Below are 22,143 nucleotides of genomic sequence, written 5' to 3'. Positions count from 1 at the left end.
TTAAATATTTTCACCAAACAATGAGTAATTAAAAATTATTTACTATTTTAGTACAAACATTAAAATCTAAATCATATGAAAAATTTAAAGAAACTCAGCAGAGAAATGACAAAGCAGATTAAAGGCGGAGGATTTCAAAGATGCAGCGATACAGATCCTTGTCCAGTAGGATGGTGCTGCAATGGTATGTGTAAAGAGTTTATCTGTATAGAGTAAGATGCAGTTTATCATTTTATTAAATTATCATTTCATCAAAAACCATATCGTATGAAAAACCTTAAAAAGCTCAGCAGAGAAGAGCAAAAAGAGATGAAAGGAAGCGGAATAATCAGAGGATGTACAGAACATTTTGAATGTCCGGGTGGATCATGTTGCAGAAACAGATGTGTTTTATACCCTTGTCCTCTGGAATAAATGCATAAGAACAACACCTGTTTATTACAAGTGACTTTTATGGCAGGTATTGCAATACACTCCATAATAATTTGATTTACAGTCAAATATTTTCACCCACCGTTGAATACATGAAAAATATTTATTATTTTAGTCAAACATTAAAACTAAATCATATGAAAAATCTAAAGAAGCTTAGCAGAGAAGCAGCCAAGGAAATTAAAGGTGCAGGACCAAAAAGATGTACAGAACATTCACAATGTATTTATGGAATGTGCTGCAAAGGAGTTTGTATGGAATATGCATGTTTTGAGGATTAAAAATTATATTCTTAATTGTTAAAAATCAATAGCCATGAAAACTTCAAATTTTAAAAAACTGAGCAGGCAGGTACAAAAAGAAATCAAAGGAAGCCTTCAGATGCAAAAATGCAGAAGCACTGAACCAAAGTGTGATCCGGGTACATGTTGTACCGGAGGATTCTGCCTTCCTTCTCCTATTACAGAATGTGAGCCTATTTTTTAGAATAAATAGACATACATAAATTTTTAAAATTTAATTTTTTTAACATCCGCTCCGGCGGGTGTTTTTTATTATTATTACATGGCATTGCACTTTAATTAATCCTTAATTTTCCCAGTTTGTTCGTCAGTCTTAAAAATTTGAATTATTTTTGCATATCCTAAAAAATTTCACGTTTTGAATTCTAGAGACGAACTTATCTTCAACCCTGCCGATATTGCCGAAACTCTCAGCGAATTACCAGCTGATGAGAGGCTGCTCGCGTTCCTGAAAGTTCCGAAAGAGTATAAAGCGGAAGTATTTTCTCATCTTGACCCTGATTTCCAGGAAGATACCATCAGAAGTATTGGAAGTGATGATGTTTCGGAAATCCTGAACGCCATGACTCCTGATGACAGGACTGCACTTTTCGAGGATTTTCCTGATGAACTGATCAAATATTCCATCAATCACCTGAACCCTCAGGAAAGAAGAATTGCCTTAAAACTTTTAGGATACAACTCAGATTCTATTGCCCGTCTGATGACTCCTTATTATATTCAGATCCGTAAGGAATGGACTGTAAAGAGATGTCTTCAGCAAATCAAAAAGGTCGGAAGAAGAGTGGAAACCATGAACTATCTTTATGTGGTAGACGAAAGGAACCGACTCATTGATGACCTTGCTATCGGAACTTTACTGCTGGAAGAAGAGGATACTCTTGTTTCTGACATTACAGATAATCATTTCGTAGCTATAACAACGACCACTTCAAAAGAGGATGCGGTAACATATTTTGAAAAGTATGACCGCGGCGCTCTTCCCATCATTACAGAAGCCGGCGTCCTGGTAGGAATTGTAACAATAGATGACATCCTTGACCAAATTGAGCAACAAAACACCGAGGATATTCAGAAATTCGGGGGGTTGGAAGCATTAGACCTTCCCTATACCCAAACTTCATGGACGGAAATGATTAAGAAAAGAGCCACCTGGCTGATTATTCTTTTTGTTTCTGAAATGCTGACCGCTTCCGCTATGGGATATTTTGATAAAGAAATTGAAAAAGCGGTTGTTCTTGCCTTATTTGTTCCTTTAATTATTTCCAGTGGAGGAAACTCGGGATCACAGGCTGCTACCCTGATTATCCGTGCTATGGCTCTTCAGGAAATAAGCCTTAAAGACTGGTGGTATGTCATGAGGAAGGAAATCATTTCGGGATTATGCCTGGGTGCTATTTTAGGAATCATTGGTTTTGTAAGGATCATGTTGTGGCAAAAAATAGGTCTGTTTGATTACGGCCAGTACTGGGCATATGTTGGATTAAGTGTTTCCGTTTCTCTTATCGCCATTGTACTTTGGGGTACTTTATCGGGATCTATGATTCCGTTTGTCTTAAAAAATTAAAACTTGACCCTGCTACTTCTTCAGCTCCATTTGTAGCCACTTTGGTGGATGTGACAGGACTTATCATTTATTTTACCGTAGCCGGACTTTTCTTAACGGGAAAACTTTTGTAATTTTAGGCATCATCTAACATGCCAATATGAAAATTGTATCTCTTGTACCCTCTATTACGGAGGCCTTATTTGATCTGGGACCGGGCGAACACGAAATTATCGGAAGAACAAAATTCTGTATTCACCCACATGAATGTGTAAAAAATGTAACAATTATAGGCGGTACCAAGAATATCAATATTGAAAAAATAAAAGCTTTGCAACCGGATCTTATTCTCGCCAATAAGGAGGAAAATGTAAAGGAACAGGTGGAGGCCTTAATGGAAGATTGTAAGGTTATAGTGACTAACGTAGAGACGATTGAAGACAACTATTACCTGCTTAAAAACCTTGGAAAAATCTTAGGAAAAGAAGATAGAGCGCAACTTTTCAATCTTAAAATTTATGAAATTCTCAACCAGGCTCAACTTGAAACAAAGGTAAAGGCAGCCTATCTTATCTGGAAAAATCCTTATATGACAATAGGTGCAGATACTTTTATTCATAAAATTTTAGCCGAAATAGGTTTTGAAAATATTTTTAAGGATAAAACCCGTTATCCTGTGATTGCCCCAGAAGATCTGGCGGACGCCGATGTCATTATGCTCTCCTCTGAACCCTTCCCTTTTAAAGAAAAACATATTGAAGAGCTGAAAGTCTTTTATCCTGATAAAAAAATCATGATTGTCGATGGTGAGGCCTTTTCATGGTACGGAACGCATATGGCAAAATGTGAAAATTACTTTAAAGAACTATTGGCAGAGATAGACTCCGCGCAGATTGATCTTAACCGCAAAACCTCTTAACTATTTCAACTGATACCAAACAGTTGTGGAATACACTTGGATTCCTAAGAATGTGATTTTTATAATGGCTAGATATTCGAAATTCCTGTTGAGATATCTTTAATTTAATAGAAAACATTTCTGATAAAAATGCAGCTTGTCTTATTCTGTAATTTTTGGTAAATTGGTCTGAATAATATTAAAAAAACACATGTCCGGAACTATTATATTGTCTGAAGGAGCAGAGTTTGACCACGTTATACAAGAAGTTGCAAAGTATATCAACCTCTATGTAATGCCATTTGAAAAGGACGAAAGAAGCTTTACACGTATTGATAAACGTGAAAGTATGTATGGTGGTCACGGAACCGTCTATATGATTCAGATGTTTGATCAAAAAGAGCTGGCCAATAACCGTCTCGCTGCCTATATGGTTTTACTGAATAAAGGTGATGAATCAGGGTTTCATACTCATAATGAAAGAAACGAGCAGGAATTATATGTCGTAGTACACGGAACCGGAGAATACCGGGAAAGAATGGGAAAAGAAGGGCCAATACGCAAAAAAATGCTTCAGAAGGGTGATATTACCGCCATTCATTCGATAGGCTATCATTCCATTGAAAATACCGGTCAGGAACCTTTAATCATGTTTGTGATTACGACAAACAATCCGTAAAAAGTTCTTATCTATATTGATAAAAAACTCCGGCTTTTGAGCCGGAGTTTTTATTATATTTTTGTCAGATTCTGATTATAAAATCCTGGAAACTTCATTACAAAGCCATTCCAAAAGCTCACGATCTTCTGCTGTAAAAGGATCAATCGTATGAGAATCAATATCTATCTGGCCGATATTTTTTCCGTCTTTAAAGATGGGAACTACAATTTCAGCTTTTGTATCGATGGAGCAACTTAAATAATTGCTTTCTTCGTGTACATCAGGCACCACAAATGTTTCATTGGAAACTGCAACCTGACCGCAAATACCTTTTCCATACGGAATAATGGTATGGTCTGTAGGAGCTCCCACATAAGGACCAAGGATCAATTCATCCTTATCTCCGTTTTTGAAATAAAAACCTGTCCAGTTGAAATAAGAAATTTCCTGATCCAGCAGGTGGCAAACTTTTTCAAGTTTTTCTTCTGTATTATGCTTAGGACTTTCAAGAATTGAGGAAAGTCTTTTCTTTAGTTCTGACATTATATTTATTTTTTTAAGAGAATTGTTTTAGGGAAAGCTCTTCTTTATACCCAAACATTCCACGTTCTTTAATCATTTCTGCAACGCCTTCCGGAACCTGAGTTTCCCAGCCTTTAACGCAACATGCAATTTTTCTTAATATTTCTCTGGAATAGATTTCAAGAAACTCCGGATTATAGTTGGTAATATCCACAATACGCTCGTTTCGTTTGAAATATTTATATAATTCTTTAAGATTTTCTTCTACTTTAAGATTCGATGAGTCTAATAACTCATGGGTTTCAGGATCTTTGTACGGATACAGGTATACCCGCATTCCGTTTCTGAAGAATTTCCCGAATGCTTCCAGGATTCCCCCCGATAAATCTTTATAATATTTCTCGTCAAATACCATCAACAGGTTATTCACTCCCATCGCCACCCCTATATCACCTGTCGTGTAAGAAGCGAAATAGTCAATGAGCCTGTAGTATTCCGAGAAATTTGAAATGATAACAGTATATCCCAACTTACCTAAAATATCTACCCTGTCAAGGAAATCTCTCTCATCAATATCCCCATCTGCTCTAAGATTGGAAATGGTAATTTCGATAAGGACTTCAGTTTCTTCGTGGGTACAGATGGCGTCTTTAAAAAACATATCCATCCCGTTCTGAAGCATATCGATATTAACTTTCGTTACGGGTCTGAAACTTCCTCTTACTGCAAAAATATTTTTCTTATACAATACATCTGCCGGAAGCATATTACTCCCTTGTGAATTGAAAATAACAGCATCTGTCATTCCGTTTTTCACAAGCTGAAGAGACATCAGTCTGTTATCAACATAGGCAAAAGCAGGCCCGCTGAAGTCAATCATATCGATCTCCAGATTGTCTTTTGCTACGTCGTCGTATAAGGATTCTACTAAAGTTCTTGGATTGTCATAATAGTTGAAGGCTCCGAAAATAAGGTTTACCCCTAAATTTCCTAACGTTTCCTGTTGTAAGGTCGCGTCGTTTTCCTTGAATTTCACATGAATAACGATCTCGTTGTAGTCTTCATTTTCTTTGGTCTGAAAACGGATTCCTACCCAGCCGTGGCCTCTTACCGTCTTATCAAAGTTGATGGTGGTAACCGTATTGGCATAAGAAAAAAACTTTCTATCAGGGTTATTATCCCTTGAAATTCTTTCTTCGATCAAAGCTACCTCATAACGGAGCATTTTTCGAAGTCTGTTTTGGGTGACGTACCTGTTTTTTACTTCTTTTCCGTAGATAGCATCACTAAAATCTTTGTCATAAGCAGACATTGCCTTGGCAATCGTACCGGAAGCCCCCCTGCTCTAAAAAAGTGCCGAACAGTCTCCTGCCCTGCTCCAATTTCTGCGAAAGTACCATAAATAGTAGGATCTAGGTTAATTGTTAATGCTTTTTGTTTGGGAGTTAGTTTCTGATACATTAGGACATGAAATTTTTTGTAAATTTACCAAAATTAAACCAACCTCAAAACAAAATGAAGTTGAAATTTTTAGGAACGGGTACTTCGCAAGGTGTGCCAGTTATAGGCTGTACATGTGAAGTGTGTACTTCTCAAAATCCCAAAGACAAACGTTTACGCTCTTCCGTGATGATTACTACGGAAGAAAATAAAAAAATACTGATCGACTGTGGTCCTGATTTCAGGCAGCAGATGCTTACCAATCATGAGCATACGGTAGACATCACCCTGATTACCCATGAGCATAATGACCATGTGATCGGGCTGGATGATATGCGACCGCTTATTTTTAAAAGTGGCAAGGATGTTCCGCTGTATTGTTACCAGAGAGTGGCTCATGAGATAAAAAACCGTTTTCCCTATGCTTTTGCGGATGTAAGATATCCAGGAGCTCCGGCTTTTGAGCTTCATGAGATTGAAAATAAACCGTTTGAAGTATTAGATACCGTCATTACACCAATTGAGGTCATTCATTTTAAAATTTCCGTTTTTGGATATAAGTTTAAAAAACTGGCCTATATCACAGATGCCGGCTTTATTTCTGAAACGGAAAAGGAAAAATTAAGAGATCTTGATGTTTTAATTTTAAACTGTATCCGGAAATTTGATCCGCATCCGGCTCATTTTATTCTTCCGGACGTTATCAAACTTTTTGAAGAGCTGCAACCTAAAAAATTATTTCTCACTCATATCAGTCATCATTTAGGATTGCATGATATTGAAGATAAGGAGCTTCCGGACGGAATCCATCTTGCCTACGATGGTTTGGAACTTAATTTTTAAAAAATTATTCAAAAAAGCTTTTGAACATTGAAAAAAGTTCCTATATTTGCACACCAATTTGAAACAAACATCACGTTTGAACTCAACATCAAGCCCAGGTGGCGGAATTGGTAGACGCGCTGGTCTCAAACACCAGTTCTTAGGAGTACCGGTTCGATCCCGGTCCTGGGTACAAAAAACCTCTGAAATCATTTGATTTTCAGAGGTTTTTGCTTTTTAGGGTGGTCAAAAGGGTGGCTATTATTTAAATGTTCTTTTTCTTTATTTACACAAAATTTGATATTCACTATATTCTGTCATATATTTATATAAAATTATAACCATATGTCGAATAAATCACATTTAAAATTTTTAAATGAACAACAAAAACCAGAAATAAAAGAATTCAATTACAATTATGGTTTTGATCCCAAAAAAGAGGAAAAAAAAGATATTACTCCTAAGAATTATTTTAGATTGGCTATGTCATTTAGAGCTGATTTAAAAAGATACCAAGAAGATATAAACACAAAATATAGCAATAGAGATTATAAATTAGAAGTTCCTCATGATATAGATTATATCGTATTTACTTTTCAGGATCAATTTATTATAGATAAATATTTTGATGATTATTATAATAATTTTGGCTTAGAAGCTACAGCTTTCTATGATTTTGCAAAAAAGGTTTATTTGCAATTATTGATAGAGATAAATTCGAAAAATTTATTGAACAGATTACGTTATTTATTAAAAAGGAATTGAATGGAAGCCACAATGTAGAATATAATAACCACGTTAAATATATTTCAAACTTTCAACTATTAAGATTTTCGGATATTCTAAAGTTTCAACTAGATCAAACAGGAGACATGGTACAATTATCCTTAATAGATCTACCATTAGATGAAATAGTAAAGCACGAAATAATCAATTCTTTAATTCATTATCTTGAAGATAATGAATTAAACTATAAATACGACAATGTTAATAACAGAATAGAATTACACCATCCCACAGCTGAAGATATTAAAACAATTATTCAAAATTATGATATCATTGAAAGTGCTACTTGCTCAGCCTTCACCACTGTTCGCCCTGGAGAATTCAACACAGTCCAACGCCAATTCAGTTTTAATATTGATAATAAAGATGAAGACCTACCAATTATAGGAATTATAGATACTGGAATTAGTTTCGATTCAGCACTGTCAGATATAATTATCAAGGATACAACATTTTCTCTTGCAGGAAATCCGTTAATTGATCAAGCAGGGAGAAATAGATTGGGACATGGAACTGCAGTTGCAGGTTTAGCCGCTTTAGGAAAATATAATCATAGAAATAACTTTGAAGGCAATATTATTGCTGATGCAAAATTGTTATCAATAAAAATTAGTGAAACAGGAAGTGGATATATCTCAGAAGTAGATTTATTAAAAATGCTATATGATGTAAAAGAAAAATATCCAGAAATTAGATTGTTTACTCTAACAACATGCTATGGTAAATTTTTGGAAAATAATGAAACATTTTCAGACTATACATATAGCTTAGATAAATTTTCATATGAAACTAATAGTTTAATCTTTATTTGCACCGGCAATAACAATAATTGTATTTATGATAACACCAATTACGATTTATCTTATTTTCATAGAGAAGACACCAACCTATCAACTCCTTCTGATAGTCTAAATAATATTACTATTGGAGCAGCTGCAGATAATCTAAAAGATGGAGCGTTTCTTGGTATTGCTACAGGAAGGGAATTTCCTACATTATATACGAGAAAGGGACACATTGATTTATCAGCAATTTATAACCCTAAGAAAACCAATAAAAACTATTTTAAACCAGATGTTATAGAAAGCGGTGGCGATGTAGGATATTTCAGACAAAATGCTTTGGATTGGATGGATGAACCAGCTCTCACCTTATTATCAGCTCGTCCAGATATAGGCATAATGCAAGAGGTAGGTACAAGTTTCGCTACACCATTAGTAGCTAACCTTGCTGCAAGAATTATAAAAAATTACCCCAACCTATCCAATGAAAGCATAAAAGCTTTGATAATAAATGGTGCTTCAATAAAATTAATACCTTTCCCTTCTGATGCTAAAAATATCCATAAAAGGGTTATAGGAAATGGTCTAATCAACGATTCCAAAAGCCTTTATTCTGATGAAAATACTGCAACCTTAATTTTAGAGGATAAAATAAGAAGCGGTAAAATAAGAGTATATCCTATCAATTTCCCGAAATATTTAATTGAAGAAAATTTTGGTGTAGTAAAAAAGAGATTTAAAATTACAGCTACCTTATGTTTTAAATTCTTACCACTCAGAAATAATCAACTATCCTATAATCCAATACACATGGCTTTTTCAATATTCAAAAACCACTCTGCTGATGATATTATAAAAGCCGATGATAAAGATGCTGGTTTTACATCTAAACTTCGTTCAACATTATCTTGGTCTGAAAACGGAAGATACGTTTCCAAACCTTTACCATACTCTAACACTCAAAAAATAGAATTACGTGTAAATGTTGATGATTTAATTAAAGAGGATAGCACATTCAAATTAGCAATTCATGCAAAATTATCCAAGCAAATTGTTGGTGGGCTACCAGATAGCTATCCTACAGAGTTTCCATTTTCAATTGCATTAACTATTGAGGAAACCGTTAAAGATCCGAAAGGAAAATTATATGATGAAATACAATTATTTAATGAACTAGAGGCAATTCAACATGTTGAATTAGACCTAACTTCTGAAATCAATGAATTAGATATTTAAAGATCGCTTTTCAGCCTCAACAAGCTTAAGCCAAATAGAAGTACTTACTTTGGTAGATAATATTTTTTCTGGTTCTTTACTAGCAAAAAGGCTTCGTTTTACAGCAGTAATTAACGTCTTTTGAATGCTATAATAAGATAGTCCTAAACATAATTTAATAATCTTATTTGCGCTAATCTTACTATCAAATTTAAAATTACCATTTTGTAATACTAAATCAACTAGCTTTTTAACTTCCTGCTCATTGGGAAGTTGAAAAGCAATAATATTATCAAATCTTCTAAGTAAAGCCTCATCCAACATATCTTTTTGATTAGTCGCCGCAATGACAAGACTATTTTGAGGTAAATAATCAAATAGTTGTAAGATAGTATTAACAACACGTTTCATTTCTCCGTGATCTTGATTGTAATCTCGAATCTTACCTAAGCTATCAAACTCATCCAAAAAGATAATGCAGTCTTCAATGGCTGCTTTCTTAAATATCTTTGATAAATTCTTGCTTGTTTCACCTAATTTAGAAGACACAATAGCTCCTAAGTTAACAACAACCATCATTTTATTTAATTCGCCCGCAATTACATAAGATGCTAAGGTTTTTCCACACCCAGAAGGTCCATGTAAAAGTAGTTTATTGGATACCGGCAAGTTAAACTGTTGTAAGATATTTATTTTCTGATGCTCTTCAATGAAAAACTTTAATTCATTATAAATATTTTCGTTTGCAATTATATTATTTAAAGTATAATCCGAAGTGATTTTTTCTAAGATTAATTCGGAAATCTCTTTGTCTTCAATTCGATTTAAGTGTACTTCCGAACCGATTTTTGTTAAAGAATTACTCTTTTGATATTGTAAAGAGTCTTTTAGTATTGATTGAAGTTGAATTGCAAAATTGAGTTTTCTATTTTTTTTTGAAAATTCAATTAAATCATTTAATACAGATAATAAACGCTCTTGATCATTTTCAAGACCATATTTAGCAATATCTTTTATGTAATCTAATTGAGCCATTATTTGATGCAAAGTTAACTTTTTTAATTGACTATATGAATTTTATTTGTTAATATAAAAAACTAAATTATATTGGCGAAATAAATAAAATGTAAATCTCAACCCCAAATACGACAAAACATGTCGTATTTAAATTTATTTTGAAAATGTCGGAAAATTAATTAATACATAAATATTTAATTATAGTAATTTACAAACTGTTTAATAAATCTATTCCCATTATTAATTCTGATAAGTTTTAATTGAAATATTTCTAACTTATTAATTATAAGAATAAATACACTATTTTAAAACAAAAAAGTTGTTCTAATATTAGAACAACTTTTTTCAGATTTATTTTTAATTTTAAAATAAGCGCTATTAATTTCTACTTTTCTACGATAAATTTTTTCAAACCTTTTTCTTCAAATTCTATTTCGGCTTTCATAAGGTCATACTTTCTTTGTAAACGAAGCCAAAAATCTGGTGTACCTCCAAAGACGTAACTTATTCTAAGGGCCATATTTGGAGTAATTGCACTTTTCCCATTAAGAATATTAGAAAGAGTAACTCTTGTTACATCTAAATATGTAGAAGCCTCTCCCACTGTTAGCTCTGCTGGCTCAATTACAAATTCTCTAAGAACTTCTCCAGCATGGACATTAATACTTTTGTGTCTTTCAATTGTCATAATACTTTATGTATTAGTGATAATCAATAAGATCCAAATGTGTGGCTTGTTGAGTATCACTGTCAAACTTAAAAATAATTCTATAATTTCCCGAAACAGATATTGCCCAAAACTCAGATAAATTGCCTTGTAATTTATGAGGTTCTAAATGTCTAAGACCTTTAAGGTCTTCAGGAACTTTTTCTAATGTATCAATCACAGATAGTATAATTTTTATTTTCTTCACTAAATGTGGTTGAACCTTACTTACGTCTCCTTCGACGTATAACAATCTTAAGCCTTTATGCTTAATAGATTCAATACCCATAATTTAATTATTAAAATTTTGTTTACTTTTTTTGTTTTACTAATCGCTTTCATGGTTATTATTTGTTTTGTTAAGTGCAAAGTTACACTTTACATTTTAAATATCAAAATTATTTTCATTCTTTTTACTTTACATTTTATTTTCACTTATTAAATAAGGCTATATAACAACAAATTTATATATAGAGTTACCTATCTTAATGAAATATACTCCATTTAAAAGACTATTAACCAATAGAGAATTGTCTTTCACATTTGACCTTTTAATTAGCCTCCCTTCTCTATCGTAAATACTAACCTCATTTACTATTGTATTAAGATGTAGGTACTCACCATTTTTAATCGGATTAGGATAAATTGGAACCTGAACCGACTTAGTGCTTTCATTAACTCCTAAAGTTGAATAACATGTACAGGTCAAATCATCAATTGCAATTCGCTGTCCTGTATTTGGGTTCAAAATTTTAATTACAAAATCACCGGTTACATTCAAATTATCAATAGTAGTCACAGTTGCAATGGAACTGAAAGGTATTGTCCCAACCGGAATATCATCTATTTCTACCATAAGTTCACCAGGGTTTCCAGCAAATTTCAGTTATGTAGTCATAGTAAGACTTTTAATTCCTCCATTAATTACAGAACTCATTAAATTACCATTCCGGATAGTAATTGCTTTACCATTAATAAATTGATCAGTTCTTGAGTCAGAAGCTGTCCAGGTAATATTATTGTTAATCCAGGTATTTGTTTCAAAACAACCGGAACCTCTAGGAATATTTTCAAAAATTTCTGCTCCACCACAGGTAAAAGCAGTTTTTAGCTAAGGCTTTTCTTCGATGAATAAATAAGATTCACAATAATAGTTTGAAATAAGTCTTTACACTGCATATTGATAAAAAACTCCTTTTCATAAAACAAAGGCACAGTAAACAAATAGTATATATATAAACCATAAATAATTAAAAAAATAAAAAAACTTCATTAAAAAATGAAGTTTAAGTGTGTGATTAATTATAGAAAAATGATGTGGTGTTGAACAGGATTTATTTAAAAACCCTCATCAATACTAACAATACATGTGCCAATACGCTCACCGTTTAATGAAATTCTTATATTTGTGGTCCATTCAAAAAAATAGTTCACAAATAAACCTGAAATACAATAAGATACATGCTATAAAAAATCCCCGGATTTCTCTGGAGATAAAAACTAATAACCATAAAAACTCAAAAAATGAGTAGTATGTTGATATACGAAACATTTCATCATGTGGTTTTATTTCGTATAAAAAACCTCGTTATAAAAGGACAAAAGTAAATTAAGCAGTTGCTAATTCCAGCTGCAGATACTTAAAATATACACAGCCCGCTCATCGGGGGCAGAATACATAAAATCCGAAATTAAATAATCGAACGTTTAAATATACAAAAAATATATCATCGAACAGTGATATTTATAAGCATTTATGTCCGTATTCATTTGTTTGGTAAATGGTAATAAAAACCTCCCAAAGCATTAGGAGGTTAAGGTATTCTTTTATTTTAAAGCACTAATAACATGGTAGTTCTTGTCAGTTTCATACTTTATTTATACTATTTTTTCCAATTTGAACTTACACCAGATAACGGTATCATTAAAAGCATCAATATTTAATGAGAATAAACTTTCATATGCTTTTGTATAATTTCCGTTAAATTTTATGACCTCCAGGTAACAGCAGGATTTATCGATTGAAATGAGCCTAACTTAATTCTCACTCCCTGCAGCTAAATAAAGAAGGGCTTCTTCAGCTTCCTTTTTAAACTGGGATGATCAGATTTTAAATTATTCTGATAATATAAGATTTGCTGGTAGACTTCATCTTTTGAGCCCCTAACAACTTTAATATTGAAAGTACCATGGTAAGCTGAACTTTTCGGGGAGCCTCCATCTGCTGCAACAAACAGATCTAAATTATATTGCATGCTGATTTCTCCTTCTTGAAGAAAATTAAAGTATCTGTTTAAAAAATACGTTGCCTGGTATGACTTTCCAGCCCCAATTTTAATAGGAGCCGAGCGCTCACTGTCGTTCCATTGTCTATCTTTTATTTTTATCAACGGAGATGATGATGTAAAAGAGAGATCATTCGGGTTAGGGTAAAATAATAAAATACTGATATCCTGTGAAGAATTATTAGTAATTGTCAGGATGGAGGATACTACTCCATTAAGCAGATTTTTTCCCTGACCTGGTGTAATATTAACGCTTATATTGTTGTTACTGTTCATTTTAGTAGTATTTTGTGAAGCACACTGTGCATTAATGAATAAGATAATGATAATTAATAAGTTTTTCATAATACTATTTTTAAGGCAAATTATGATCCTGACTTGTTACATTTGCATTTCCTGCACCGGTTATAAACCCACCTATTGTTACTGCAGCTCCTATTTTTCTTGTGCGATGTTTCCATTGTGGTGCGCTGGCAGTTCCTTTATTATATACTTCATGAATTCTTTTAAAACCGGAATTCGGATGAACAATATCAACAGCTCCACAACATTTACATTTATATATACACAATTGATTGGCTTCTGAAATTCCTGCTCTGCCCAACGTAATATTTGCTCTCGCCATTGAATGGGTATCCTGAGTCAGCTGATCCCCGGCCAGATATCCTGAATTATCAGCTGACCCGCCTCTGGCAGGAAAAGGGGGATTATCATTTCTACCTACATAATCAACCACCTCTTTAATTTCAATTTCCTTTAAATCTGCAAAAACACCATTATCAGAACTCCACCCATCCTGAACAATTACTCCCAGTCTTGTGGAAGTATTCACTTCGCCAACATAGGTGTCTGTATAATTGATAGGATGGCAGCACACGCTGAAACCCTGGGAAGTGGCCTTTCTTGCGTTTCCTACTTTAGCTTCGATCTTAAGTTGTCCTCCATGTCCCGGTTTTGTCATAGCCGTTCCTTTTATAGTTACTTTAGTGGTAGCTGTAATAGTAGAAGGTGTAATACTGGCATTTCCATTATCTGGACTTGAGTTTACTATTGATAAATTAACGGAACCTGCTCCGGTTACTGTAACTTTAAGTTCGTAAGTCTTATTTAAAGGAACACTATCAGGCAGCCCTGTCACGGATGTTGCATTTTTTCCGACATATGGATTTCCTCTGATTACCCTGCCTATGCTTACCTGAACAGGAGCAGGAGGTACCGGAGCTCCTTTTGTATCAATACTGTCAGGTATATTCACCTGTCCTGAGTTTACGAATTCAACTTTCCCGGTTTCGGGAGGTGTCCCGGGTATAGCACCTACTCCCGGTAAAAATGACTGTTTCAGCAAAACTTTGCTGTCCTGTACTTTTTACTGTTCCAAAATTTTGCCATTCCGCAGGTTGTGTCAGGATAAAACCATCATCAAAAATAAAATTGGGAACTTGTTTTTCTACGACAGTTCCTGTAAGCTTATCCTGCGTGGTCGGTACATCATTTAAAACTTTAAATGTCCCCAGATGAGCATTGAATTTTATCTTAGCCCCGTCTATGGCCAATAATAAACCTTCTTCTTTTTTATCTTTCTCGTCATTTTCAGCACGCTTTTCCTCCATCTTTTTACTATTGCCGGCCTTCATTTGCTCAATATCCTGAGCAGCTGCCTGATTCTGAGTTTCAGGAGTATTTCCGACTCCTTCGTTCTTTACTCTATCCATAGTAATGAAAGTGTTAAATTATAAAATATGATGTAGGTTAAAAAGTAAAATCATTATGCCGCCGGACTACGATTTCGTTTGATTTTAATAAATAACCTAAAAGATTACTTTGAGACGGATCACTTGCCCTGAAGATGAAAGCAGTAAAAAAAATTATTGTTCATCTGGAAAAATTCACTGATTTACTCTTAGCTACTAACTTGTACATTCCAGTAATCAATTTCATCAAAATATTATCTTTCCATCATTTATCCATCTGTTTTGTTTGTTCCAATGACCACCACAGTCTCCCTGCAATTCAGTAAGCACTTTTCTTTTGGCAACATCAACAATAACACATAGATAATTCTCATATAATGTTTTATTGATTCCATCATCCACATATCCTTTCGAAATATAATCAAGGACTATATATTTTTTATCTGGCGAAATACTGAGAATCTTTCCACCGGAGTAATTAGCATGATTATATCCTTTTATACTATATTTTTTTCCGTCGTTCAAAATAAAAGGATTCTGATACATGTTAAATTCCTTATCATAAGTTTTGAATCCTAACTTACAGGATCCGGATATTGTAATAATAGGAGACGTTTTTCCGGATTGAGCAAACGTTGCTTGGAAAAGCAGTAAAATCAATAGCAGTATATTTTTCTTATTGGTTGTATCCATAACTGTTTTTCCTGAGCATTTCATATTATTTTCTATTTTCCCATTTCCCTCTTTATAAAAAGTCTCATCTTCAGTTAATATACAATTTTTATATTTAGAAGAATAAATATATTCCTGTGCATTTCCTATATCAGTTGAAACATCATACAATACATTCAGCACCATAGTTCTGTCAAATTACAAGATATGATTTTGACTAAAAATACTTCCCTCCTCAAATGATAGAAAAAAATTTCTTATTTTATTCTTTCCCCGACATATTTTGGAATTTTATTAAGGTCCTTCTTTTGAGATTTCATTAAAGAGTAATATGTTTTGTAATTTTCTATGGCTTTTTCTTTTTCACCTACATTCCAATAGCTATTTGCGATATTGAGATAAGCAACGATCCGATCCGGATATTTTTGAAGTATTTTTTTTAGCACTGTAATTGAAACTTCCGGATTAACATTTTCGAGCTTAAAAGCAAGATCATTAATCTTAGTAATATTATCAGCAGAAATATCGACATGATCTAACCAGCTTTTGTTGGCTACCCAATCATAATAATTAAAATTTACCTTCAGAAAATCCTTTGTATCCAGTACTATTGTTGCGTCATCATCAGATTCTGTAGCAAAGTAAGTTTCTTTATATTGATGAAGAACAAAATTATTATTTGAGAATTGTAGCTTAAAGTCGATTACTGAATATTTATCAGAAGCAAAAGGCGCAACTGATGTCGTATATGAGAGTAATTTATCTTCAAATTTAACCTGTTCAATATTTCCGTCTGACTTACCACTACATTCCTTACATGGAAAAATATTATCATTTTCATATACAAGTTCTGTATTATTTTTATTTTTGAAAACAATGATGAGCTTTCTTTTGGTAAGGTCTTGAGGCTGCTTTTTATTATTTAATGTTAAAACATATAAATCGTCACGCAAACCATCATTATTAAAATCATTATGCAGTTGAGCTACAATTTCGTTTGTTTTTAATAAGGAATATAAATGATTACTTTGAGAGTGACAACTTATCCCCGATAATAAAAGCAGTAAAAAAAATTTATTGTTCATCTTTAAATATTTTAACCGTTCTGTCAAATGCATCTCTTCTGTTACTATATGATTTAGTTGCATAATTTACTTTTGCTGTAATTGAATTCACTACTTCATGGGTTGCCCCATTTTTAGACAATGTATTAGCCTTCTTTAAAATCCAGTCTCCTAATCCAGCAAAAACAGCTTCCTTTGCTGTAAACATTGATTTACCTAATGACAGATCAATTCCGGAATCGGGCAATCTTGAGTCAATTATTTCCTGAATACTCTTGTAATTACTTCTTCCCGTAATTTGCATTAGCCCCCTTCCTCTAAATTTCCATCCATCACCTTCTTTTACATTTCCTAACTTATAATCCTTTCCCCGATTCGCATCATCGTAAGCAATATTTGCAATTTTCTCCTGATCTGCAGCATGCACAATTTTTTTCTTTTTAGTTTTAGGATCAACTTCACTTTTCCGCCCTATTTCATCAGCATAATCATAGTATTTTTTATTGTTTTTGAATACGGAAAAGGGGTAGCCAGATCTTAAAGCTTCAACAGAATAGTTTAAACTTTCCCCATTAAACGCTCCCGATAAATCATCACTACTTTCAACAAAAGCCTGTGCAAAAAAATGAGCTCTATTAAGGCAAGTATTAAGTTCAAATACTTCATATAATTTTTTAGATTCGCCTTTTACTATATATGATTTATTTAGTTCATCTACTATACCTTGTAACCAAGAAGTATTGGAAGCATTAGGCCAGACTTTTTTTATTTGTAATAGAGTAAAATCATCTGAACACGAACTCTTCTTCTTTTCCTGTTCCGGCACCGGTGCTCCCTTCGCATCTATACTTTCCGGAGCATGTACCTGTCCGGAGGTTACAAATTCTATTTTGCCTGTTTCAGGCGGTATACTTCCCGGCATTTTTCCTGTTCCCGGTAAAGTAGATTTTTTTAGCAGCACATAATTGTCCTGAACTTTTACTGTTCCAAAATCCTGCCAGTCCGCCATGGAAATCATCTGAAAACCATCATCAAAAATAAAATTCGGAATTTGTTTTTCCACAACAGTTGCGGTAAGTTTATCCTGAGTTGTCGGTACATTGCTCAACACTTTAAAGGTTCCAAGGTGGGCATTGAATTTTATTCTGGCACCATCTATGGCCAGTAATAAACCTTCATCCTTTTTATCTTTCGCCTCATTTTCCGCCCGTTGATCATCCATCTTCTGCTTATTTTCCGCCTTCTGTTGATCATTATCCTGAGCCGGAGCCTGATTTTGAACTTCAGGAGCTTCTCCTACTCCTCCATCCTTTATCCTATCCATAATAATGAATGTTTTAAATGAGAATTCTGTTTTTTGATTTCTATAAAACCTTCTTCATACAGGTCTCCTTTGCAGACAAACAGTCCTGTAAAATGATCAATGTCTGTTTCCTCCAGATTTTGGGCGGAAATTTTTAAAATCATTTTATCACCCACCTTTACAGGAGTCATTATTTCTGTAAATCCTTCTGTCGTTTCTCTTTTTCTCTTAGTCTCAAACGACTGTAGCAGCCCGTTAAAGAGTAATCCGAACATATTATATCCTCCTAAAAAATCGATCAGTTTTGCTTCATCTTCAAGCAAACTGCTTATGTGACTGAAGTAACTTTCTACGGCTTCTCCCTGATGTGTTTTTACTAATTCATCCTGAATCTTCACCCATCTCAGACGAAGGAAAAGCAGATTGTCAATGGCTGTAATATTCCCATCTTCATCCACTTTACATTCGATTTCATCAAATAAATAACTGATCTTTTTTAAAAATTTTCCCATTGCATCTTCATCATCAGAAAAATCAAAATCAACCACAAGGACCTGGAACCTGTATTCTTCCTTTGCTTTTCCCAGATAGTATATCTCAATCTGCCTTGCAAAGCTCTTTTGGGTCGTATAGAACGAATTTTTTTGTTCTATAACAATCGTTTCGTGTCTGTATGTTTTCCGGTGAAGATTCTGCAATATGTTGTAGGTCATTCTTAATATATTCTTCTTTGATAATCATTGTTGGGGTCCATTCCCATCCAGTCTCTGTTGGCAGACCAGTGAAGGTATTGCTTACGCATAATTCGTAATAGAGTTTGGGGATGATAAGCAGTAACCGTCACTTCTTCCAATGTTGTGGTTTTCATTTTATTCCCGTTTTCATCCAGTTTCTCTTCGGGAGATTCTTCATGAGCAGGTTCCTGTACGGGCTCAGGATGCAACAGTCTTTGCAGGGCTTTCTCCTGTTTTTCTTTTTCTACCACCTCATCTGTTTTGAAATCCCATTTACCCTCATTTTCAAATACATACCCGTGTAAAAGATCTTTTGCATGAGGCAAATATTTATCATTTTCTATGGAAAAGGTGATTTCTGTTTTTGTCATTAACTGATGATTGTAAAGATTTTCACCAAGTTCTTCCATAAAATGCAGCGGGATATAGCTGTATTCTTTCCTTAGAAAACGGGTTCCGGTAATTTTACGGTATACTCCTCCGAAGGTAAGGACATTCAGGAAGCTATTATTGATCTCGATCTGCTCACTATCAAACCAGCATTCATCAATCAGTTGTTGCCGGCGTTTATTCAGGAACCATACGGGTTTATGATTGGAAGTTTCTATTTCATCCACTCTTTCCGTTCCGTTCTCATAAGCACCACCAATATCACAGTGCACTCCGGGAAATTCTTTTTCAATACTCCCCGGAAATCTCGTTAATGAAAAATTTTCCCGATGTTCATTGGCTGCAGTAAAATGAACAGCTTTAAAGTAAGGTCCCGGATTCTTAAGCTGTAACTGCTCTACATCATCTCCGAAATTATAATTTGGTCCCAAAACAGAATGCTTCATTCCTTGCCAGCCTACTCTTTTCAATGTTCCCATATCACCAAACTCTTCATAAGAAGATACCGTATCATACACCCCTATAAAACGAACATCAAGATCTAAGTCTTCAAGTTGTTGTTCTGATAAGATTTTTTTACTTAAAAGATAGTATCCCAAAAAGCCAAATTTTGGAAGTTTACCATCTTTGATATATTTCGGATCTACCTCAATATTGTCTTTATCTATCCAGAAATCTCCATATTCGGGAACCGATACCGGACCATAAGGAGAATAGGTCTGGGTATATCCTATTACTTTTCTGATTTTTTTGATCTCAACATCTTTGGGTCTTTTATTTCCGTTGATTTCGTAGGCAAAATTTCTTGCCGCAGCGGCTCCTCTGCTAAATCCGAAGGTATCAACGATTATTTTAACCAATTTTTTTTTATCGCGTTGTTGTTTTTTTAAATCGCCAATCCTATCGGCCACCATTTCACACCCTTTCCTTACTTTCCCCCGTACTCCGGTTTTACCGGAACCATACTGGAAACCGTCATCAACATCCCGATTGTTATTGAGCGTCCCAATACCCTCCACATAAATGCCATATGAATTTTGCTCACAGCATTGGTACATCCTTGCTACATTCGTATAATCGTTGCTGAAACTGTTATCCACCCCCTGTTTGTCCAGCCATTCCTGATGACTGTATTTAAGATACTGGTGGTATTCAGAATTATCATCCAGCAGCTTTTTCTTTTTCAATCTTTCATATTCTTTTTCCTGCAGGATCCTTGTGTCTTTGATTGCCTTTTCTTTTTCCCTGATCTGATCCTCTGTATCAGTACTTGTCATTTTATTCTTTCCATCTCTGTACTTCATTCTTAATTCGCTGTTTTTCAAATTATTCAAAGTACCATCAAAGAATACTCCTATTTCCAGATGCATTTCATCTACAGGAGTTTTAGGATTGCCCGTGTTGTATACAAAAGTTTTTCCCATAGTTCTTGTTTTTAGAAAACCTCTACTTTGTCAGTCTTTATAAAGGCTTCTTTACCATTTTCACCCTTCAATAAGACGGTAAAGAAGCTATATGCCTCATTTACTTTAATAAAAAGACTTGCCTTTGTTGATTTGGGATCATCACCAAATACTTTAGCAAAGGCCTCAAAAGCCGATTTCTCATTCAGATCACAATCTGCCCCGTATTTCTTCTTGTCTGCGCCAATAAAATCAAAACCGATGCTTCTCGGTATTGCCCTCATTTCATTTTCACTTAGAGAAATTTTCGCCGCATCGAGCTGTTCCTGTTCCCCATTAAGTAATGACATACCAACATCTGTCAAAGGATTGAGACCGGCATTTTCCGGAAGTTCAAAAACAGGTTTCCAGCTGTATCGTATTCTATATTGATCCCACAAGCCGAAAGGAATAGGTTTTCCTTTATTTTCTTCCCTTATCCTTGCCGGAATAATCTGTTCGCGAGTCTGCACCATTTCCAAATAATCTTTCCTCCAAAAGCGATTTTCATGACTGTCCAATGTCGCAATTTCAGATTCCGGAATGGTTACTTTTTTCGCCTGATACCTTCCCACTTCTTTCTGAACTCCAACACCGGCTACCCAAACGACAACTACTCCTCCCGGAGCCATTCCTACACAAATTTTATTATAATTTAAATGTTCTGTTTCACCACTGCCATTAGTTACTTTTACCTGATATCCTTTACTAAAGTATTCTTTAATTTTAGCGGTATCGATAGGTGTATCAATCATATAAAACTGGTTTTCCATATAAGACATCCACACAAAATCCAACCGGGAAGGGAGGCTTTTAAAACCATTTCCCATCCCATTGTTGATGGTACCCCAACGGTTACCACCGGGAGCTATCCCAAAACCTAAACTTACCCATTCCCCACCTTCGCATTCAATTCCTCCTTTGTATACTTCCATGGGATATCCTAAGGAAGCAGAAGTTGCTTCAGTCCATTCATATTTTGTCATAGTTTCAGTTTTTTTAGGAGCTTTTTTTTTCCTGACACGACATCTGGGTAAAAAATAAAAAGCTTAGTAGATATTTTAATATTTTATTCATTCTTACAATCTTATAAAGTCATTATGACACCATTTTAGTACAACAATGTTTGTCTTCAGGAGCATAATCGGGGAACTATAATCAACAGGATCACGGATATGATGATAAAACCGATACCCCCTGAATACATACCAAATAATGTAAAATCACCTATTGCATCTTTCTTCTTCTGAGCTGCTATTATAAACGGCAGAAAAAACAATACGGGCAAAAAAGCACCGCAGAGCCATACAGCCAGCCAGCCGCAATCGCCGTCACCATATCCTGTACAATCCATGACACTTAATGTAATGATACCAGTGAGGATGACGGAAACTAAAGATAACAATAGAGCAATAAGTCCTTTTTTCAACATA

General features: G+C 34.3%; 23 protein-coding genes, 1 tRNA gene and 2 pseudogenes. 10 read left to right on the top strand and 16 right to left on the bottom strand.

Going from position 1 to position 22,143, the window contains the following annotated elements; translation table 11 throughout:
* Nucleotides 1–267: 267 nt before the first annotated feature.
* From H3Z85_14040 to H3Z85_14015, 6 genes and pseudogenes are all read left to right on the top strand, one after another.
* On the top strand, nucleotides 268–414 hold the full coding sequence (locus H3Z85_14040) for a hypothetical protein (protein QPQ50568.1): 147 nt from the start codon (nucleotides 268–270) through the stop codon (nucleotides 412–414).
* 155 nt (nucleotides 415–569) lie between these two features.
* Nucleotides 570–713, top strand: a complete 144-nt coding sequence (locus H3Z85_14035; GenBank protein QPQ50567.1) for a hypothetical protein — start codon at nucleotides 570–572, stop codon at nucleotides 711–713.
* A 34-nt stretch (nucleotides 714–747) separates the two neighbouring features.
* The gene (locus tag H3Z85_14030; GenBank protein QPQ50566.1) at nucleotides 748–918 is read left to right on the top strand and encodes a hypothetical protein; all 171 of its coding nucleotides are present in this window, start codon (nucleotides 748–750) and stop codon (nucleotides 916–918) included.
* Between the two features lie 174 nt (nucleotides 919–1,092).
* Nucleotides 1,093–2,414 (top strand): annotated as a pseudogene (mgtE, locus tag H3Z85_14025) (magnesium transporter).
* A gap of 26 nt (nucleotides 2,415–2,440) precedes the next feature.
* Complete coding sequence (locus tag H3Z85_14020) at nucleotides 2,441–3,199, top strand: ABC transporter substrate-binding protein (protein QPQ50565.1); 759 nt, start codon at nucleotides 2,441–2,443, stop codon at nucleotides 3,197–3,199.
* 190 nt (nucleotides 3,200–3,389) lie between these two features.
* Nucleotides 3,390–3,857, top strand: a complete 468-nt coding sequence (locus H3Z85_14015; protein ID QPQ50564.1) for a cupin domain-containing protein — start codon at nucleotides 3,390–3,392, stop codon at nucleotides 3,855–3,857.
* Nucleotides 3,858–3,932: 75 nt separating this feature from the next.
* On the opposite strand, the gene H3Z85_14010 is transcribed toward H3Z85_14015, so the two are convergent.
* Together H3Z85_14010 and H3Z85_14005 are read right to left on the bottom strand one after the other, a co-directional pair.
* Nucleotides 3,933–4,382, bottom strand: a complete 450-nt coding sequence (locus H3Z85_14010) for a GAF domain-containing protein (GenBank protein QPQ50563.1) — start codon at nucleotides 4,380–4,382, stop codon at nucleotides 3,933–3,935.
* Nucleotides 4,383–4,395: 13 nt separating this feature from the next.
* Nucleotides 4,396–5,822 (bottom strand): annotated as a pseudogene (locus tag H3Z85_14005) (TonB-dependent receptor).
* Nucleotides 5,823–5,876: 54 nt separating this feature from the next.
* Between H3Z85_14005 and H3Z85_14000 the strand changes: the two are divergent.
* The 4 genes from H3Z85_14000 (at nucleotide 5,877) to H3Z85_13985 (ending at nucleotide 9,427) form a co-directional block, all read left to right on the top strand.
* A complete protein-coding gene (locus tag H3Z85_14000) occupies nucleotides 5,877–6,644 on the top strand; it encodes an MBL fold metallo-hydrolase (protein ID QPQ50562.1) in 768 nt (255 codons plus the stop codon).
* Nucleotides 6,645–6,736: 92 nt separating this feature from the next.
* Nucleotides 6,737–6,816: transfer RNA gene (locus H3Z85_13995), tRNA-Leu, on the top strand.
* Between the two features lie 152 nt (nucleotides 6,817–6,968).
* A complete protein-coding gene (locus H3Z85_13990) occupies nucleotides 6,969–7,388 on the top strand; it encodes a hypothetical protein (GenBank protein QPQ50561.1) in 420 nt (139 codons plus the stop codon).
* A 107-nt stretch (nucleotides 7,389–7,495) separates the two neighbouring features.
* Nucleotides 7,496–9,427, top strand: a complete 1,932-nt coding sequence (locus H3Z85_13985; protein ID QPQ50560.1) for a S8 family peptidase — start codon at nucleotides 7,496–7,498, stop codon at nucleotides 9,425–9,427.
* On the opposite strand, the gene H3Z85_13980 is transcribed toward H3Z85_13985, so the two are convergent.
* The 14 genes from H3Z85_13980 to H3Z85_13915 all read right to left on the bottom strand — a co-directional run bounded on the left by H3Z85_13980 (nucleotide 9,416) and on the right by H3Z85_13915 (nucleotide 22,142).
* The gene (locus tag H3Z85_13980) at nucleotides 9,416–10,441 is read right to left on the bottom strand and encodes an ATP-binding protein (GenBank protein ID QPQ50559.1); all 1,026 of its coding nucleotides are present in this window, start codon (nucleotides 10,439–10,441) and stop codon (nucleotides 9,416–9,418) included. The two genes, H3Z85_13985 and H3Z85_13980, sit on opposite strands and share 12 nt — an antisense overlap.
* A 367-nt stretch (nucleotides 10,442–10,808) precedes the next feature.
* Nucleotides 10,809–11,111: a HigA family addiction module antidote protein gene (locus H3Z85_13975; protein QPQ50558.1), complete on the bottom strand. Its 303-nt coding sequence runs from the start codon at nucleotides 11,109–11,111 to the stop codon at nucleotides 10,809–10,811.
* A 13-nt stretch (nucleotides 11,112–11,124) separates the two neighbouring features.
* Nucleotides 11,125–11,418 carry a type II toxin-antitoxin system RelE/ParE family toxin gene (locus H3Z85_13970; GenBank protein QPQ50557.1) on the bottom strand — a complete coding sequence of 98 codons (294 nt, stop codon included), beginning with the start codon at nucleotides 11,416–11,418 and terminating at the stop codon, nucleotides 11,125–11,127.
* A gap of 159 nt (nucleotides 11,419–11,577) precedes the next feature.
* Nucleotides 11,578–11,985 (bottom strand): T9SS type A sorting domain-containing protein, encoded by a 408-nt coding sequence (locus H3Z85_13965; protein ID QPQ50556.1) that lies wholly within the window; start codon nucleotides 11,983–11,985, stop codon nucleotides 11,578–11,580.
* Nucleotides 11,986–13,186: 1,201 nt separating this feature from the next.
* Nucleotides 13,187–13,759, bottom strand: a complete 573-nt coding sequence (locus H3Z85_13960) for a hypothetical protein (GenBank protein ID QPQ50555.1) — start codon at nucleotides 13,757–13,759, stop codon at nucleotides 13,187–13,189.
* Nucleotides 13,760–13,769: 10 nt separating this feature from the next.
* Entirely contained in the window at nucleotides 13,770–14,759 is a 990-nt protein-coding gene (locus H3Z85_13955; GenBank protein QPQ50554.1) for a hypothetical protein, read from the bottom strand.
* Nucleotides 14,689–15,126: a hypothetical protein gene (locus H3Z85_13950; GenBank protein ID QPQ50553.1), complete on the bottom strand. Its 438-nt coding sequence runs from the start codon at nucleotides 15,124–15,126 to the stop codon at nucleotides 14,689–14,691. Before H3Z85_13950 ends, H3Z85_13955 begins: the two co-directional genes overlap by 71 nt.
* Nucleotides 15,127–15,351: 225 nt before the next feature.
* Complete coding sequence (locus H3Z85_13945; protein QPQ50552.1) at nucleotides 15,352–15,948, bottom strand: hypothetical protein; 597 nt, start codon at nucleotides 15,946–15,948, stop codon at nucleotides 15,352–15,354.
* 86 nt (nucleotides 15,949–16,034) lie between these two features.
* Nucleotides 16,035–16,925, bottom strand: a complete 891-nt coding sequence (locus H3Z85_13940) for a hypothetical protein (GenBank protein QPQ50551.1) — start codon at nucleotides 16,923–16,925, stop codon at nucleotides 16,035–16,037.
* Entirely contained in the window at nucleotides 16,852–18,165 is a 1,314-nt protein-coding gene (locus H3Z85_13935) for a hypothetical protein (GenBank protein ID QPQ50550.1), read from the bottom strand. Before H3Z85_13935 ends, H3Z85_13940 begins: the two co-directional genes overlap by 74 nt.
* The gene (locus tag H3Z85_13930; GenBank protein ID QPQ50549.1) at nucleotides 18,153–18,857 is read right to left on the bottom strand and encodes a hypothetical protein; all 705 of its coding nucleotides are present in this window, start codon (nucleotides 18,855–18,857) and stop codon (nucleotides 18,153–18,155) included. The genes H3Z85_13935 and H3Z85_13930 overlap by 13 nt, the downstream gene beginning before the upstream one ends.
* Nucleotides 18,858–18,859: 2 nt before the next feature.
* Nucleotides 18,860–20,692: a DUF2235 domain-containing protein gene (locus tag H3Z85_13925; GenBank protein QPQ50548.1), complete on the bottom strand. Its 1,833-nt coding sequence runs from the start codon at nucleotides 20,690–20,692 to the stop codon at nucleotides 18,860–18,862.
* Nucleotides 20,693–20,703: 11 nt separating this feature from the next.
* Nucleotides 20,704–21,696: a DUF2931 family protein gene (locus H3Z85_13920; GenBank protein ID QPQ53900.1), complete on the bottom strand. Its 993-nt coding sequence runs from the start codon at nucleotides 21,694–21,696 to the stop codon at nucleotides 20,704–20,706.
* A gap of 146 nt (nucleotides 21,697–21,842) precedes the next feature.
* The gene (locus H3Z85_13915; protein ID QPQ50547.1) at nucleotides 21,843–22,142 is read right to left on the bottom strand and encodes a hypothetical protein; all 300 of its coding nucleotides are present in this window, start codon (nucleotides 22,140–22,142) and stop codon (nucleotides 21,843–21,845) included.
* Nucleotide 22,143: the final 1 nt, after the last annotated feature.

Origin of the sequence: Chryseobacterium indologenes (genome assembly GCA_016025055.1) — a bacterium.
In the GTDB taxonomy this organism is placed as follows: domain Bacteria; phylum Bacteroidota; class Bacteroidia; order Flavobacteriales; family Weeksellaceae; genus Chryseobacterium; species Chryseobacterium indologenes.
The sequence above is the reverse complement of the archived record's forward strand: the minus strand, read 5'-3'. Positions and strand labels throughout refer to the sequence as shown.

Coding starts and splice junctions, on each gene's coding strand:
- H3Z85_13975 (QPQ50558.1), bottom strand. CDS start 11,111: ATGACAATTGAAAGACACAAAAGTATTAATGTCCATGCTGGAGAAGTT.
- H3Z85_13940 (QPQ50551.1), bottom strand. CDS start 16,925: ATGCAACTAAATCATATAGTAACAGAAGAGATGCATTTGACAGAACGG.
- H3Z85_13915 (QPQ50547.1), bottom strand. CDS start 22,142: ATGTTGAAAAAAGGACTTATTGCTCTATTGTTATCTTTAGTTTCCGTC.
- H3Z85_13960 (QPQ50555.1), bottom strand. CDS start 13,759: ATGAAAAACTTATTAATTATCATTATCTTATTCATTAATGCACAGTGT.
- H3Z85_14015 (QPQ50564.1), top strand. CDS start 3,390: ATGTCCGGAACTATTATATTGTCTGAAGGAGCAGAGTTTGACCACGTT.
- H3Z85_13935 (QPQ50550.1), bottom strand. CDS start 18,165: ATGGATAGGATAAAGGATGGAGGAGTAGGAGAAGCTCCTGAAGTTCAA.
- H3Z85_13990 (QPQ50561.1), top strand. CDS start 6,969: ATGTCGAATAAATCACATTTAAAATTTTTAAATGAACAACAAAAACCA.
- H3Z85_13970 (QPQ50557.1), bottom strand. CDS start 11,418: ATGGGTATTGAATCTATTAAGCATAAAGGCTTAAGATTGTTATACGTC.
- H3Z85_14010 (QPQ50563.1), bottom strand. CDS start 4,382: ATGTCAGAACTAAAGAAAAGACTTTCCTCAATTCTTGAAAGTCCTAAG.
- H3Z85_13980 (QPQ50559.1), bottom strand. CDS start 10,441: ATGGCTCAATTAGATTACATAAAAGATATTGCTAAATATGGTCTTGAA.
- H3Z85_14040 (QPQ50568.1), top strand. CDS start 268: ATGAAAAACCTTAAAAAGCTCAGCAGAGAAGAGCAAAAAGAGATGAAA.
- H3Z85_13930 (QPQ50549.1), bottom strand. CDS start 18,857: ATGACCTACAACATATTGCAGAATCTTCACCGGAAAACATACAGACAC.
- H3Z85_13985 (QPQ50560.1), top strand. CDS start 7,496: ATGGTACAATTATCCTTAATAGATCTACCATTAGATGAAATAGTAAAG.
- H3Z85_13920 (QPQ53900.1), bottom strand. CDS start 21,696: ATGACAAAATATGAATGGACTGAAGCAACTTCTGCTTCCTTAGGATAT.
- H3Z85_14035 (QPQ50567.1), top strand. CDS start 570: ATGAAAAATCTAAAGAAGCTTAGCAGAGAAGCAGCCAAGGAAATTAAA.
- H3Z85_13950 (QPQ50553.1), bottom strand. CDS start 15,126: ATGGATAGAGTAAAGAACGAAGGAGTCGGAAATACTCCTGAAACTCAG.
- H3Z85_14000 (QPQ50562.1), top strand. CDS start 5,877: ATGAAGTTGAAATTTTTAGGAACGGGTACTTCGCAAGGTGTGCCAGTT.
- H3Z85_13965 (QPQ50556.1), bottom strand. CDS start 11,985: ATGGTAGAAATAGATGATATTCCGGTTGGGACAATACCTTTCAGTTCC.
- H3Z85_14020 (QPQ50565.1), top strand. CDS start 2,441: ATGAAAATTGTATCTCTTGTACCCTCTATTACGGAGGCCTTATTTGAT.
- H3Z85_13925 (QPQ50548.1), bottom strand. CDS start 20,692: ATGGGAAAAACTTTTGTATACAACACGGGCAATCCTAAAACTCCTGTA.
- H3Z85_14030 (QPQ50566.1), top strand. CDS start 748: ATGAAAACTTCAAATTTTAAAAAACTGAGCAGGCAGGTACAAAAAGAA.